Source organism: Moritella sp. JT01 (assembly GCF_001574435.1).
Classification (GTDB): domain Bacteria; phylum Pseudomonadota; class Gammaproteobacteria; order Enterobacterales; family Moritellaceae; genus Moritella.
Window position 1 is genome coordinate 330,570 of sequence record NZ_LOCN01000007.1, and the last position, 13,689, is coordinate 344,258.

Below are 13,689 nucleotides of genomic sequence, written 5' to 3' on the forward strand. Positions count from 1 at the left end.
CAAAAAAAGGAGCCTTTCGGCTCCTTCAATCTTCAAAAAATCTTGTATCATTTAACCGATACTAACATCGCAATTACATTGCTTTGAAGATTTCTTCTACGCTTTCTTTAGCATCGCTGAAATGCAACGCACCGAGATGTTAGAGAAACAGCGTATCGGTATTGACCGAAGAAGGTAAATTCAAAGGTAAGCAAGTGAGTAAAGAATCATTTGAAGAATACGACAAAATAAACGAGTTAATAACTATGAGCTATCACCAAAAGCAACAACTATCTTTGGTTTCTTGCTTTCGATGCGGCGATAATATTCTGGTGTTAAAGTGAATACTTGGACATGCATCAATTGTTGATACTATGAAATATTCACACTTTTCACCAGAACATTTAGAGGATGCAATATTCTCAGTAGTTACCCGAAAGATCTGGCTAAAATATTATTTCCAAAGTTCTACCAAATTAACATCTTCGCTATCAGGTTGTTTTTCACGCTCAAGAAGATTAACTTGTAAAAGCATAGGCAAATCAAAAGATGTCCCAGTAACAATACAGCTCCCTTTTGACAAATTTGGAATCAAGCTTCTCGACATGCTGTCCAAAGTGCTAATTGTATTATCTAATAAAAATAAATCTCGATCATTGACTAACCTATGAATAAAGAAATTGTGGATTTGAGACATAATAGTGGCTGAGATGTCAGCTGGGCGTTGACTTGATAATGTTAAATACATACCAAACTTACGACCTTCTTTGATAATTTCCTCAAACAGTTCTAATCTATAATCTTTCCAGCTTTCATTCTCACGAGTAGATTGTTGTGAAAGAACGTTATGAGCTTCATCTATAATCAAATGTACGGTGTTTCTGGGTGGATTTTCTACAGTATCTTTGTGCTGATGATAATAATGTTTTGCTATCAAAAGCGGTATAACCTTTTTCACTTCTTGATTACACTTTCGAAGTGAAATAACAGTTAATGTTTTAGCTTCTGGTTGCTGATTATCTACTGTAATTACTTTTTTTACACTTGAAAGAGAAGAATCAATACGTTTTAGTAGCGGCTGAATATGCTCAAATTGTACGTAGCCATTAACAAGATCACGAATAAGTTGTATGTTGCAACGAATCTGGAATTCATCAAATGCAGTTAATACTGGTAACCGAATACCCTCTACATCAGTTTCGAAGACCGTTTGATATCCTACACCATTAGAATTTAAATACGTTATATTACCATTGTAGATACACTGAAAATTAGAGTTCTTAGTATTCCACGACACTGTTTTCAATTTGACTTTAAGAGCATCATTTCCAAGAGTATCTGTAATCTCTCTTATTAAGTCTAATGTGTCAGGCTTTGGAGCTGCTGCACTAAAGATTAGTTCGTATGTTGTTTTAATGTAAGAAAGAAAACTACCAGGATTAGTAGCGAAACGTTCTCTACCTGCAATAATTCTGTTGATAAAAGGCTTTTGGGTGTTTTGAGTTGCTTGAAATAGAATACTTAGAGTTTCAGTATTCCAAAATTCGCTTTCAGCTAATGGGAAACGATCTTCTTGCATTTTAGTGTTTAGCTTGTAGACCGTTTTATACTCAGGCGAAACTAGTTGCTCGCCAGTGTATTCACCATTGAAATCTAAAAGTACAAATTGACTTTTCCCATTAATTTTATCAATTTTTGTTTCAAATAATGTAGTGAATAATTTAGTAAGTGTATTTGATTTACCACTACCTGTATTACCGAAAATACCAATATGAGTATTGAATAATTTTTGCCATGGAAGTGAAATAGGGATTTCTTCTTTTAATAACTCACCGATAATAAAACTTTGATCATTATTTCCTTGGCTATAAATCTCTTTCAACTTGTCTTCTTTTAGGAGATAAGCATTATCTTTAATCATAGGTAGGAACTTAATGCCTTCAAAAAACTTATCATTTTCATAATAACCAATTGGTTTTAATTCTACCTTTCTAACATAATAAACTCGTTCATCTTCCTCAATAAACCGATGTTCATCTAAATGCTCTCCCTCAACGATACAAATGATATCTCGGAATCCACGTTGAATACTTACATATTCTCGGATTGAAATACCTTTGTATTTCTCCCCATCATAGAAGAGCGTATCTTTGTTAGATTGTTCGAATACTTTAAGTGTAACTTTTACACCACTAATAGCTATTACTTCACCTACTAATATAGACATTTAAAGCTCCGATTTATTCAGCAAGAGTAAAGACATCTGTATTAAATTTAGTGAAATCCAATCTACCATCAACTTTGACTAACTTTACGTTGTTGAAATTTCCAAAATATTCATGCATTTTATTATATTGCCCTTCACTAAAACAACTAACGTACATTATTAGCTTCTTGTTATTCAGCGAGCGTTTAACTAAGTTTCTAATATGTTCATCAGCAAATGAGAAGCCAAAAGCAATAAGTACTGAGTTAGGCTTTTCTAACTCATAACTTAGATGCCTAAGCATCTGATAATAATGTTCCTCAAAAACGGTTTCGTGAAATTTCCATTTAGTTGGATTAACTATTGGTAGCTTATTATATTCGTCCCAAAATGCACTTGAAGTCGCATCAAATGCATCTTTCTCAGCTGGAGTAAATTCTATATTGAGGAAACTATTTCGATTAGATTCTTCATTAGTGATGACTTGCTTAAATGCAGTAAGTTTATCTTGGGCAATCGAATCAATTTTACGATCCATGTTGTTATTGTGGTAGATGACTTCGATCCGTTCGTCTTCTTTTCTCCAATATGCCGAACCATGAAGGTGCACGATATCTATTTGAGAAATTGCAGTATGTACTTTATCAAAAATACCACTCTGAACTTGAATAGAATTGAAATTTCTAGCTTCAACGTATCTAGATTTAAAACCTTTTGAACCATCATTTATATTGAAATCTAGCTTAGTTTCTTTGATTATTTGATCGTAAGCTTCAACAAAACAAGAATCATAATTCGTAGTAAAAACACTTAGCTTCTTATCATATCCCTTACGTTTATCTAAAATTGATGACATAGTTGTTAACAATGACTTATAGTTATCAATTACGCTTTGTCTCTTATCTTCAGGGTCTATGTTTGACGAGGTTTGTATACTTTTATAGTCACAAATCATAACTGGCTCAATGCATTCTTTGTAGTAATACATAAACAAAAGTGTCTTTAGAGCAGTCTTGTTAGTCTGATCGAAATGTTCGGCTAACGTCTCAATAGACTCCCAATTATCCTCATCAATTTTCATATTAGTTGATAAATTAGGGAACAGTCCCGTAGAAGCTCCAGCACCTATCAAGAAGTTAATGTCTTTATCGTAAATATCGGCAATGTTAATTTTATCAATCATTTAAAATCTCTGGTAATGTGCTGAATTATACTGATGGTATAACTAGTGACAATTTTGTTAATTTGAGATGCTTGTATTTGTACAAGTCAATCATTGCTAAATCTTCTTTAGATATTCCTAAACACTTAAAACCAGCAATCTTCCGCAGATACATAAACCCCGTCACCTAGATAAACCCCAGGTCCGTCATCTGACATAGTTACCGGAATACCTGAGTTTGTACTAGCATTACCTAAAAACACATCACTTAATGTTGCTTGCTGTCCGCTTTCAGTTACAGCTCCTTTAATGATGATAGTTTCAGGTGTAATAACAATTTCAGTGCCTTTCATACGACGCCAAGAACTGTTCTCACCATCAGCACGTATGCACTTGTAACCAATATGAATTATTTTCCCGTCACTATCATCCGTTTCGACAACAACCATTTCACCCAACTTAGGGCTAGGACAAGCAAGCGCCATTTGTCGTTTCCAACCGTTTAAATTACCACTTTTAAGACCCGAAGGTGCCGCTTCCCATTTCACATCAGCCATAATATATACCTAGTTTAAATTAGTCTTTCAATGCGATTATTCTAACCCAAATTGAGTACAGATCAACTTCGTAATTTAATTAATATACTTAATAATGGTCACTCTACAATATAAAAATACGGATTAAGCATATGACATCAATGATATAATAGCCGTCAGAGGTGATTATGACAGAATATATCAAAAACACAGATAGTATAGAGAAGCAATTACAAGCAAAAATTAAACATCATCACGTGTGGGCAGATTACTTGAAGCGATGGTCATTAGATAACAAAAATGTTTGCTATATGACTGCTAAAAAGAATATTGTTTGTGACAGTGTTAGAGGCGTTGCGATGGAAAAGAATTTTTATCAAGTAAAGTTTCTCAGCCAAGAACAAGTAATCATACTCAAAATGCTTTCTTCAAAAAGCCCTGATTATCTACGTAAGCAGCATGAAACTCTATTGGATAAATTCCTGTTAATGCAAGCATTAGAGCTTAAGTACAAGCAAAGTGGCATAAAAGACATCAAAGCTGAAAAAATGCTTCACGCTTGGAAATGCAACTCAATTGAAAATCTGCATACTGCTCATGAAAAAGAAGCTTTACCGATTATTGAAGCACTTGCAAATCAAGATCTAACTGTTTTAGAAGACATCAAAAACATGTGTTGGTTCATGCAGTTCTTTGCTCAACAAATCGCAAGAACGAAGAACTTCAAAGATACGATTTCAACTGCTCATAACAGCATCAACAATCATGCTCATCAAGAGCTAGCTAAGACTATTGAAGAAAGCTGGTGGTTCATTAGTTATATTTTAGGCATGAACATGGGTGCAGATATGTTTGCTACTCGAGAAGAAGACTATCATTGCTTGCTGATTAACGACACTGAAACAGCATTCATTACTTCTGACCAACCTGTGATAAATGTTCATCAAGCGTTAAGTGATGAGATAAAACCGCCAGAAGATCATGAGTGTGATTTTTACTACCCTATCTCACCAACTGTTGCTTACATGGTAAACAAGTCAAATCGTTTTGAGAGCGGCAGAGTTCAAGTGTCTGTTGATTTAGTCGAAGAGATGAACATCAAGATAGCTAAACGAGCTAACATTCATATTTTTGGTAATAGCAAAGAAATACTAAAACGTTATCAAAAGCACGTAGGCACCAATTGGAACGCAATCAAGGACTTTAAAACCTAAAAACAAAAAAAGGAGCCTTTCGGCTCCTTCAATCTTCAAAAAATCTTGTATCATTTAACCGATACTAACATCGCAATTACATTGCTTTGAAGATTTCTTCTACGCTTTCTTTAGCATCGCCAAACAGCATAGTTGTGTTTTCTCTGAAGAATAATGGGTTTTGAACACCCGCATAACCCGTTGCCATACTACGTTTGAATACAACAACGTTCGTTGCATTCCATACTTCGAGTACAGGCATACCAGAGATTGGCGAATTTTCTTCTTTCGCTGCTGGGTTAACCGTATCATTCGCACCGATTACAAGTACGGTATCAGTATCGTTGAAATCGTCGTTGATCTCATCCATCTCTAATACGATATCGTAAGGTACTTTTGCTTCAGCAAGTAATACGTTCATGTGACCAGGTAAACGACCCGCTACAGGATGAATACCAAAGCGCACATCAATACCCGCGTCACGCAGTTTCTTCGTGATTGCGAATACAGGATACTGTGCTTGCGCTACAGCCATACCATAACCCGGAGTGATGATTACACGCTTAGAACCCATTAGCATTTCAGCAACTTCAGCTGCAGATGTTTCAACGTGAACACCTTGCTCTTCATCTCCTGTTGGCGCAACAACGTCGTTACCGAAGCCACCCGCAATAACAGAGATAAACGAACGGTTCATCGCTTTACACATTACATAACTTAAAATTGCACCTGAAGAACCAACTAGCGCACCAGTTACGATTAACAGATCATTACCTAAGATAAGACCTGTAGCTGCACCAGCCCAACCTGAATAAGAGTTAAGCATAGATACAACAACTGGCATATCCGCGCCACCAATTGATAGCACTAAATGCGCACCAAATACGATTGCGATAAGACTCATTAATACTAATGCTGTTGTGTTGCCTTCAAAACCAGCACCAACAAACGAGAACATCAGATAAATAGTAGCAAGTAATGCAACTAAGTTCATTTTATGGCGGTGTGGTAACATTAACGCGCTCGATTTAACACGACCGTTTAGTTTACCCCAAGCGATTAATGAACCAACAAATGTCACGATACCAATAAACACACCTAAAAAGATCAGTGTTAAGTGGATGCTTAGCATCACTGGATCTGTAATACCGTGTTCGATATAACTGTTGTAACCGATAAACACCGCGGCTAAACCACCGAAGCTGTTTAGGATCGCAACCATTTCGGGCATTTCAGTCATTCCGATTTTGTTTGCCCAGCGTACACCAAATGCACCACCAGCAAGCATAGCGGCAATGATATAACCGATATTTGTTACGTCACTACTAAATAATGTTGCAACAACCGCTACAATCATACCCAGAATACCGACATAAATACCTTTTTGTGCCGTTTCTTGCTTTGACAAAGCAGCAAGAGCAAGTACAAACAGTACCGCCGCAGCAATATATGCCGCTTCTAAAATACTTTTACCACTTGCAACTTCCTGTACCACGTCAACAGCAACTGGTGCTTGTTCTGCAACTGCAATCTGTGCCAATTGCGCGGCTTGTGTTGCTGCGTCTACCGCTGCTTGCGCAGCATTGATAGCATATTGTGCAGCTTCAATTGATTCTTGAGACATTATAAAAATCCTTATTTACGGAACATTTTCAGCATGCGCTCAGTAACGGCAAAACCACCGGCGATGTTGATAGTGGCAATAAATGTGCCGAGGAATGCGAGTAAGGTTACAAGACCACTTTCTGCGCCCATTTGGAAGAAAGCACCAAGAATAACAATACCTGAAATCGCATTCGTGACACTCATCAGCGGCGTATGTAATGACGCTGCCACATCCCAAATCAAGTAATAACCAATCACACAAGCCAGTGCGAATACCATTAAGTGATTTAAAAATTCAGCAGGTACATAATTTGCTAGCGCTGAATATGCCCAGATACCGCCACCCGCTAATAATGCCTTATAGATACCTGTTTTTTTCTTTTCAGGTTTAGCTGGCGCTTCTTTCACTTCTTCTTGTTTCGCAGCTTGAGGAGCAGCTGAAACTTGAATCGGTGGTGCAGGCCAAGTAATTTCACCGTCTTTAATTACCGTCACACCACGTTGAACGACATCATCAAAGTTGATAGTCATTTCACCGTCTTTTTCTGGTGTGAGTAATTTGAGTAAGTTAACTAAGTTGGTACCGTAAAGCTGTGATGCTTGTGCTGGTAGACGACGAGCCATTTCGTTATAACCAATGACTTTAACGCCACCGTCAGTCGTAATAACTTTATCAACCACGCTTGGTTCAACGTTGCCGCCGTTCACTGCAGCTAAATCGACAATCACACTACCCGCTTTCATTGCATCAACCATTTCTTGGCTAATTAGGCGTGGTGCTGGACGACCAGGAATTAATGCAGTGGTAATGATAATATCAGCATCAGCAACTTGTTCAGCAAGCATCTTCTGCTCTTGAACTTTATAGTCTTCACTCATTACTTTCGCATAACCGTCGCCAGAACCAGCTGATTCGTCAAAATCAACCTCTAAGAACTCAGCACCCAAACTGGTGATCTGTTCTTTAACTTCAGGGCGCGTATCGTAGGCACGAACAATCGCACCTAAGCTACCCGCAGCGCCTACAGCAGAAAGGCCAGCAACACCAGCACCAATAATCAGTACTTTTGCAGGTGGTACTTTACCAGCAGCGGTAATTTGACCGGTAAAGAAACGGCCAAATTCATTTGCTGCTTCGATTACCGCACGGTAACCGGCGATATTAGCCATTGAGCTCAATGCATCAAGTGACTGTGAACGTGAAATACGTGGCACAGAGTCCATTGCTAAAACATTGATTTCACGTTTTGCAAGTTTCTCTAAAAGCGCTTCATTTTGGGCTGGCCAAATAAAGCTGATTAATGAAGTGCCTTTTTGTAATAACTTAATTTCTTTGTCGTTCGCTGGCGCATTAACTTTTAGTACAATGTCAGAAGCCCAAACTTGTTTGGTATCTTCCGATATCGTTGCTCCAGCCGCCTCAAAAGTAGCGTCACTAAAATTAGATAATTGACCAGCATTGCTTTCAACCAATACTGAAAAGCCTAATTTTTGTAACTGCTCAACCGTTGCTGGTGTTGCAGCAACTCGAGTTTCACCTTTGAGGCTCTCTCTTGGTATACCTATTTGCATCATCTGTTCCTGTCTGTTTCAACATCAAAGATAAAATACTACGTTCCATGTGTATCCCATATAGCATGAGGTACGGAGAAGCATCAGTACAAAATATCGGATTAACCCCTTCATATTCAAAATGAAGAGAGTCATTTGTCACTAACGATTGTTCACAAAAATGTGACTTAACGCAACAACAATTTATATTAACTTACCCCATTTTAAATGGAAATTAGAATCTAAAATGTGGATTAAACGTAAAATAAATAATTATCCAGCTCGAATTAAAGCATCTTTGAAGTACAGTTGACAAGATTAAATTAGTTTAATCTTCAATGATTTACATGACTAACCAAGAAGGGTTTCGTTTGAAATGAAGAGAGATATCAAAATGGTATAATATCTAAAAATGACACTATGAAACAAATAGACATATGTTGTTACTTTTTATTATAAAGTGTATTTTTATACTTATAATGAGTGATTCATGCCTAATTTTACAGCACCAAAGGTTAAAATATAATAACCTAAAACTAATGGATCCATAATTTAAACGTACGTTTGATGATGATTAATCAGCTATAACTATCAAATTAAATGGTTTTACATATCAAACAGTGAAAACTTATCTGTAATTCCCCACTATTTTTATACCATTAACGTTATATTTGCCGAACCTACTAGCTCCTTGTCCTTAAACAACAATATTGGATGGATATTACTGTCATGATTCGCCACAGAGAATAACTCAATATGATGATGTGCTGATTCTATATTCATCCGTAAGAAGCCATTATGTATATGCCACTCACCATAGAATTGATCACTTATAAACAAGGGACATAAGACCGCATCTCTGGTGCGTAAACAATCTAACTTAGCCGCTTGACCACGATAGGTGGTTTCTAACCAATGTGAATTGGCTATTTCGGGATAATCAAAGTCACGCTTACCCGACTCCCACAAAATATATTCACCCGAAGTACGGATAAAACGCGCTTCTTCGTCAGATATATCAAGCACCGATTCTGTCTCTAACGTCCCCTGAGTTTCATACTTGTATAACAAGATTAATTTATCGGTTTCGGTTATCTGGCCAAGCATACTGTTACACTCTTAAACATGGGGTATAATTTAACGGTAGCCAAGATAAATAAAAATGCATAAATAAATGTGCATATGTATGATATCAATACAGCCGTTTACAAAAAAATCAAACATAGATCGCACTAACTAAGATTTAATATGCCCTACTTTTATTGTTGCGATTAGTATCTACGCGCAGTTAGGCCCTAAATAAACATATTATTAAGACGATATAAGAGGTAAGGACACAATGGATACACACGTATTGGTGGTAGAAGACCAACAAGATATCGCGAATTTAATTCGAATCAATTTAGAGATGATCGGCAAAAAAGTGACTTGTTGCCATAACGCTAAAGATGCATTTGAACAGCTACGTGGCAATGTGTTCCAGCTTATATTATTAGATCTAAACCTACCTGATATGGATGGGTTAGATATATGCAAAAAAATAAGAACCAATGATGCGATTGTTCCTATTATGATGTTAACCGCTCGCACAGAAGAATTAGATCGGGTTCAAGGGTTAGAAGCTGGCGCAGATGACTATCTTGCCAAACCATTTAGCGTATTAGAATTACAAGCCCGTGTAAAAGCCTTACTTCGCCGCAGTAATGTACAAGCTGCAAATAAGCTTGAACCAGAACAAATCAAGATTGCAGATCTAGTCATAGATCAAGCGACGCATAGTGTTCATCGGAATAAGGAACTCATCTCTTTAACCAGTACTGAATTTTCTTTGTTATTCTTTTTAGCCAAATCGCCTGGCCGTGTGTATAGCAGAGAGCAATTGCTTGCTGAAGTATGGGATTATCATAACGACTGTTATGAACATACGGTAAATTCACACATGAATAGATTAAGAAATAAAATTGAGCCCAATCCAGCAAAACCCACCTACATCAAAACAGTGTGGGGCGTTGGTTATAAACTGGAGGTCTGCGATGTCACATAGATCCTTGTTAGGACAGATAACATTCCCGTTGATTATTTTGTTTGTCACTATGGCAACGGGGTTGTTTTTTATTTATTGTGTAATTACCGATACAAACTCTGCCCGCGTAGAACAAACACTACACAAAAACTTAGCTCAGCAAATAATCCACTATTCAGAGGATTTACAACAAGGCGAGATTAGTCTTACAGCACTAAAACCCGCCTTCCACAGTTTAATGTTGCTTGGCCCCAGCTATGAAATATACATCACAGATAACCAAGGTAAATTACTCGTCTATGCAGCAGAACCGAGTAAAATAAGAAGGGAATCGATTGATACAAAACCATTAGACCATTTTATAAAAGGGGCTACCTACCCTATTTATGCCGATAACCCTAGAAGTCTAGATCAACAAAAGCTCTTTTCAACAGCCCCTATATTTAAAGATAACCAACAAATTGGCTATGTCTTTGTCATTCTCGGTGGCGATAAATACGATAGCATCGTAAAAAACTTAGCGTTCGATAGCGGTATGTACAAGATCCTTGCGGCACTTATTGTATTCTTCGCACTTGCTTTTGCGCTATTAGTATTCATTTTTGCACGAGTCGTGAGGCCGATAATACAACTTGATCAAGATATAACTAATTTTGTTAAAAATGACTTCTCAACGGTCTCAACATCAACACCGCATCAGTATGCTGCGAATGAGATTATCAATCTACACAATAATTTTTCGTCATTAGAAAGTAAGATACACAATCAATTAACGCAAATTAAGTCGACAGAACAACTACGTCGAGAAATGCTATCGCATATATCCCATGATTTGAAAACCCCACTAGCGTCCTTAAAAGGTTATCTTGAAACCTGGTTATTACAATATCCTGAGGCTGCAGGTAACGATTTCATTCAAGTCGCACAAAAGAACGCGAATCAATTACAACGCCTTGTCGAACAGATCATCGAGCTCGCTCAACTCGACAGTAATACGGTAAGCCTATACCAAGAGCCTGTCGCTGTTGCCGAGTTAGCACAAGATGTATTAAGCAAATTCCAGCTACAAGCACAGCAAAAAAATATTACCCTTTCAGTTGAGCCTAAAGACCCAAGTCTACAAGCCATTGCCGATATTGCTAAATTGGAGCGAGTACTAACCAACCTCGTTGATAATGCCCTAAGACACTGTCTATCCGGTGACAGTATTAAGATCCATCTACAACCGAAAGATAACCAGCTAATTATTAGTATTGCCGATTCTGGCGTGGGAATTCCAAAGGAAGATGTTGAGCGGATTTTTGATGCACATTTTAGGGCTAAAAATACCGTCAATGGTCAACAAGGAAACTCGGGCTTAGGCCTTGCTATCGTTGCAAAACTACTTTCATTACACCATGCCAAGATCTCAGTATCTAGCGTGTTAAGCCAAGGTACAACGTTCAGCTTTAGTTTACCGACAAGTGGAAGCATATAGATTTGACTGCAGCTTAGTGCCAATCAGCTAAGCTGCAGATTTTACTTAAAATTATTCAGAACAACTCTATCTCTTATCTCTTATCTCTTATCTCTCGATTATTTTATTCACTCGAGATCAAACTTTTCAAATAGTTATCACTGCTTATCGTGATTTTAACTCACACTAGTCTTATACAAACCATTAGATTACGGTTATGCCACTCTCAATACACCCTTTAGGATGGATGAACATGCACTTATTTAAACTCACTCATACCCTTGTATTTATCACCCTTATCACAGGTTGTGCCAGCTTTGAAAAAAAATCATCGACGGCAGTAGAACTCCAACAAACTAAAATCAGTAATTCACGCCTTAATCAACGCGTAAATGATGCGGTAACGGAAGTTGAGCAAACTTACCTAAAGGCAAAAGATGAAAATTTTGCTACCTATGCACCCAGCACTTGGAAGTCAATTCAAAAAAACTTAATCAGTATGCGTAAGCTCGTGAATCGGTTTGATCCCAATGACCAAGGTTTTTTTGGCGGCCCATCAGAAAGTACTGTTTTAGAAGGTATTGCGGAGACTAGTGATGAATTAATTAAAGCACAAAAAACAAAAATTCAGGTTACAGCATTTTTAGCTCAACCCTTAGCTGATATTGAATATCTAGCGCCCAAAATAGAAAATGTATGGCAAAGAGATTTCGCGATTATTAATCAAGATTTAAACCGCATCATAAATATGATTGAGGAAGATTATTCAGTTTCAAGACAAGCATTTGAACGAGATAAGTTACAGGAAAAAATAGGTGACCTAGAAATAAATATTGTTACAGCAGACTATTATTCTCCATTAGAAGATCAATTCAACCTATTAAATCAGCAATTAATTCCACAGAGCTACAATAACGTATCGCAGAGTTTACAACAGCTTAATACCATTATCATTACCAGCCCTCGGGATACCGCTTTGCTGACAACAACAACGAACTTAATCAAAAATGGGATTCAACGTGCAGAGCATATAACGACAGATGTAAGCTGGATCAATGGACTTGATATAAAACAACGTGAACAGATTGTTTTACACTATCGCGCCACACTCGAAGGATTAGGCACTAAGTTTATCGGTCAAGACCTATCAAACTTGTCATACAAGGCTCAAGTACAAACGTTTGAACTCGCGCTTACTGCTAAGTTAGCTGAATTTGAAAAAAAAGAGGTTGATTCGGCTTATAAGTAACGTATACGTTAAGCGACCTTGATAATTAGCCTTTACAGCTAAATGGGCCTAAATTTCTCTAGGCCCTTTTTTGGCGATGACTTAGATTCAAATGATAAGTGGCATTGCAAAAATACGTCACAATTGCGCCAACTCACTAAGAGGGATTACCCTTAACTAAGTTATCTATTTTTCATTGACACGTCTTAACGATAAAACGATTCAACAGTTCCTTTTATCGTCATCATAAGCGGTTGACCGCGACGGTCCAACGCTTTATGTGACGGCACTTTTACCCAACCTTCACTGATGCAATATTCTTCGACATCGAAACGCTCTTTACCATTAAGCATAATACCAATGTCATGCTGGAAAACTTCTTCTACATGATGTGGGCTGCGAGGATTACCCGAAAGGCGATCCGGTAAAGCTGGTTTCGATTTAGTATCGTTCATGTTCGTGACCTGTAGTAAATAAAAAGTGCGCTATTGTAGACAATATAGGCCTAACGCTCAAGAGCTGCGGTAATAAATGTTTCTAAAAATACCACACGTTACGGATAACTCGTAACCGGTTTGCTAAGCGCATCGGAAAATATAAAGCAGACAGCCATTGCAAATGACCCCTGACATTCCCAATTACTCCCCCCGAATTTATGAAGTTTATACAGTAGCGTGTCTCTCCCCAATCAACAACCCTTACCAAAAAAAACCTAACGCATTGAAATTTAATATTATATTGGAACTTTTT

The 13,689-nt window shown here is 37.4% G+C and carries 11 protein-coding genes; 4 read left to right on the plus strand and 7 right to left on the minus strand.

Going from position 1 to position 13,689, the window contains the following annotated elements; genetic code table 11:
• Positions 1 to 433: 433 nt before the first annotated feature.
• From AKG98_RS08135 to AKG98_RS08145, 3 genes are all read right to left on the minus strand, one after another.
• Entirely contained in the window at positions 434 to 2,206 is a 1,773-nt protein-coding gene (locus tag AKG98_RS08135) for an ATP-binding protein (protein WP_067043993.1), read from the minus strand.
• 13 nt (positions 2,207 to 2,219) lie between these two features.
• Positions 2,220 to 3,368 carry an SIR2 family protein gene (locus AKG98_RS08140; protein ID WP_067043996.1) on the minus strand — a complete coding sequence of 383 codons (1,149 nt, stop codon included), beginning with the start codon at positions 3,366 to 3,368 and terminating at the stop codon, positions 2,220 to 2,222.
• A 125-nt stretch (positions 3,369 to 3,493) separates the two neighbouring features.
• A complete protein-coding gene (locus tag AKG98_RS08145) occupies positions 3,494 to 3,904 on the minus strand; it encodes a hypothetical protein (RefSeq protein WP_067043999.1) in 411 nt (136 codons plus the stop codon).
• A 167-nt stretch (positions 3,905 to 4,071) separates the two neighbouring features.
• Here AKG98_RS08145 and AKG98_RS08150 point away from each other — a divergent pair, with 167 nt between their 5' ends.
• Positions 4,072 to 5,097 carry a DUF4238 domain-containing protein gene (locus tag AKG98_RS08150; RefSeq protein ID WP_067044002.1) on the plus strand — a complete coding sequence of 342 codons (1,026 nt, stop codon included), beginning with the start codon at positions 4,072 to 4,074 and terminating at the stop codon, positions 5,095 to 5,097.
• A gap of 76 nt (positions 5,098 to 5,173) precedes the next feature.
• Here AKG98_RS08150 and pntB read toward each other — a convergent pair whose 3' ends face one another.
• The 3 genes from pntB to AKG98_RS08165 form a co-directional block, all read right to left on the minus strand.
• The gene (gene pntB / locus AKG98_RS08155; protein ID WP_067044005.1) at positions 5,174 to 6,700 is read right to left on the minus strand and encodes a Re/Si-specific NAD(P)(+) transhydrogenase subunit beta; all 1,527 of its coding nucleotides are present in this window, start codon (positions 6,698 to 6,700) and stop codon (positions 5,174 to 5,176) included.
• Positions 6,701 to 6,711: 11 nt separating this feature from the next.
• Positions 6,712 to 8,253: a Re/Si-specific NAD(P)(+) transhydrogenase subunit alpha gene (locus tag AKG98_RS08160; RefSeq protein ID WP_067044008.1), complete on the minus strand. Its 1,542-nt coding sequence runs from the start codon at positions 8,251 to 8,253 to the stop codon at positions 6,712 to 6,714.
• 630 nt (positions 8,254 to 8,883) lie between these two features.
• Positions 8,884 to 9,339: a hypothetical protein gene (locus tag AKG98_RS08165; RefSeq protein ID WP_067044011.1), complete on the minus strand. Its 456-nt coding sequence runs from the start codon at positions 9,337 to 9,339 to the stop codon at positions 8,884 to 8,886.
• A 232-nt stretch (positions 9,340 to 9,571) separates the two neighbouring features.
• Between AKG98_RS08165 and AKG98_RS08170 the strand changes: the two genes are divergently transcribed.
• The 3 genes from AKG98_RS08170 (at position 9,572) to AKG98_RS08180 (ending at position 12,960) form a co-directional block, all read left to right on the plus strand.
• Positions 9,572 to 10,276, plus strand: a complete 705-nt coding sequence (locus AKG98_RS08170) for a response regulator transcription factor (RefSeq protein ID WP_067044014.1) — start codon at positions 9,572 to 9,574, stop codon at positions 10,274 to 10,276.
• The gene (locus AKG98_RS08175; protein WP_228140251.1) at positions 10,266 to 11,732 is read left to right on the plus strand and encodes a cell wall metabolism sensor histidine kinase WalK; all 1,467 of its coding nucleotides are present in this window, start codon (positions 10,266 to 10,268) and stop codon (positions 11,730 to 11,732) included. The genes AKG98_RS08170 and AKG98_RS08175 overlap by 11 nt, the downstream gene beginning before the upstream one ends.
• 232 nt (positions 11,733 to 11,964) lie before the next feature.
• Positions 11,965 to 12,960, plus strand: a complete 996-nt coding sequence (locus AKG98_RS08180) for a hypothetical protein (RefSeq protein ID WP_067044017.1) — start codon at positions 11,965 to 11,967, stop codon at positions 12,958 to 12,960.
• A gap of 185 nt (positions 12,961 to 13,145) precedes the next feature.
• Here AKG98_RS08180 and AKG98_RS08185 read toward each other — a convergent pair whose 3' ends face one another.
• Positions 13,146 to 13,394, minus strand: coding sequence for a DUF3297 family protein (locus tag AKG98_RS08185; protein ID WP_067044020.1), 249 nt, complete (start codon positions 13,392 to 13,394; stop codon positions 13,146 to 13,148).
• Positions 13,395 to 13,689 lie beyond the last annotated feature (295 nt).

Excerpts from the sequence above, each read along its gene's own strand:
- AKG98_RS08175 (WP_228140251.1), top strand. The coding sequence starts at position 10,266 with ATGTCACATAGATCCTTGTTAGGACAGATAACATTCCCGTTGATTATT.
- AKG98_RS08140 (WP_067043996.1), bottom strand. The coding sequence starts at position 3,368 with ATGATTGATAAAATTAACATTGCCGATATTTACGATAAAGACATTAAC.
- AKG98_RS08145 (WP_067043999.1), bottom strand. The coding sequence starts at position 3,904 with ATGGCTGATGTGAAATGGGAAGCGGCACCTTCGGGTCTTAAAAGTGGT.
- AKG98_RS08180 (WP_067044017.1), top strand. The coding sequence starts at position 11,965 with ATGCACTTATTTAAACTCACTCATACCCTTGTATTTATCACCCTTATC.
- AKG98_RS08165 (WP_067044011.1), bottom strand. The coding sequence starts at position 9,339 with ATGCTTGGCCAGATAACCGAAACCGATAAATTAATCTTGTTATACAAG.
- AKG98_RS08160 (WP_067044008.1), bottom strand. The coding sequence starts at position 8,253 with ATGCAAATAGGTATACCAAGAGAGAGCCTCAAAGGTGAAACTCGAGTT.
- AKG98_RS08185 (WP_067044020.1), bottom strand. The coding sequence starts at position 13,394 with ATGAACGATACTAAATCGAAACCAGCTTTACCGGATCGCCTTTCGGGT.
- AKG98_RS08150 (WP_067044002.1), top strand. The coding sequence starts at position 4,072 with ATGACAGAATATATCAAAAACACAGATAGTATAGAGAAGCAATTACAA.
- AKG98_RS08135 (WP_067043993.1), bottom strand. The coding sequence starts at position 2,206 with ATGTCTATATTAGTAGGTGAAGTAATAGCTATTAGTGGTGTAAAAGTT.
- pntB (WP_067044005.1), bottom strand. The coding sequence starts at position 6,700 with ATGTCTCAAGAATCAATTGAAGCTGCACAATATGCTATCAATGCTGCG.
- AKG98_RS08170 (WP_067044014.1), top strand. The coding sequence starts at position 9,572 with ATGGATACACACGTATTGGTGGTAGAAGACCAACAAGATATCGCGAAT.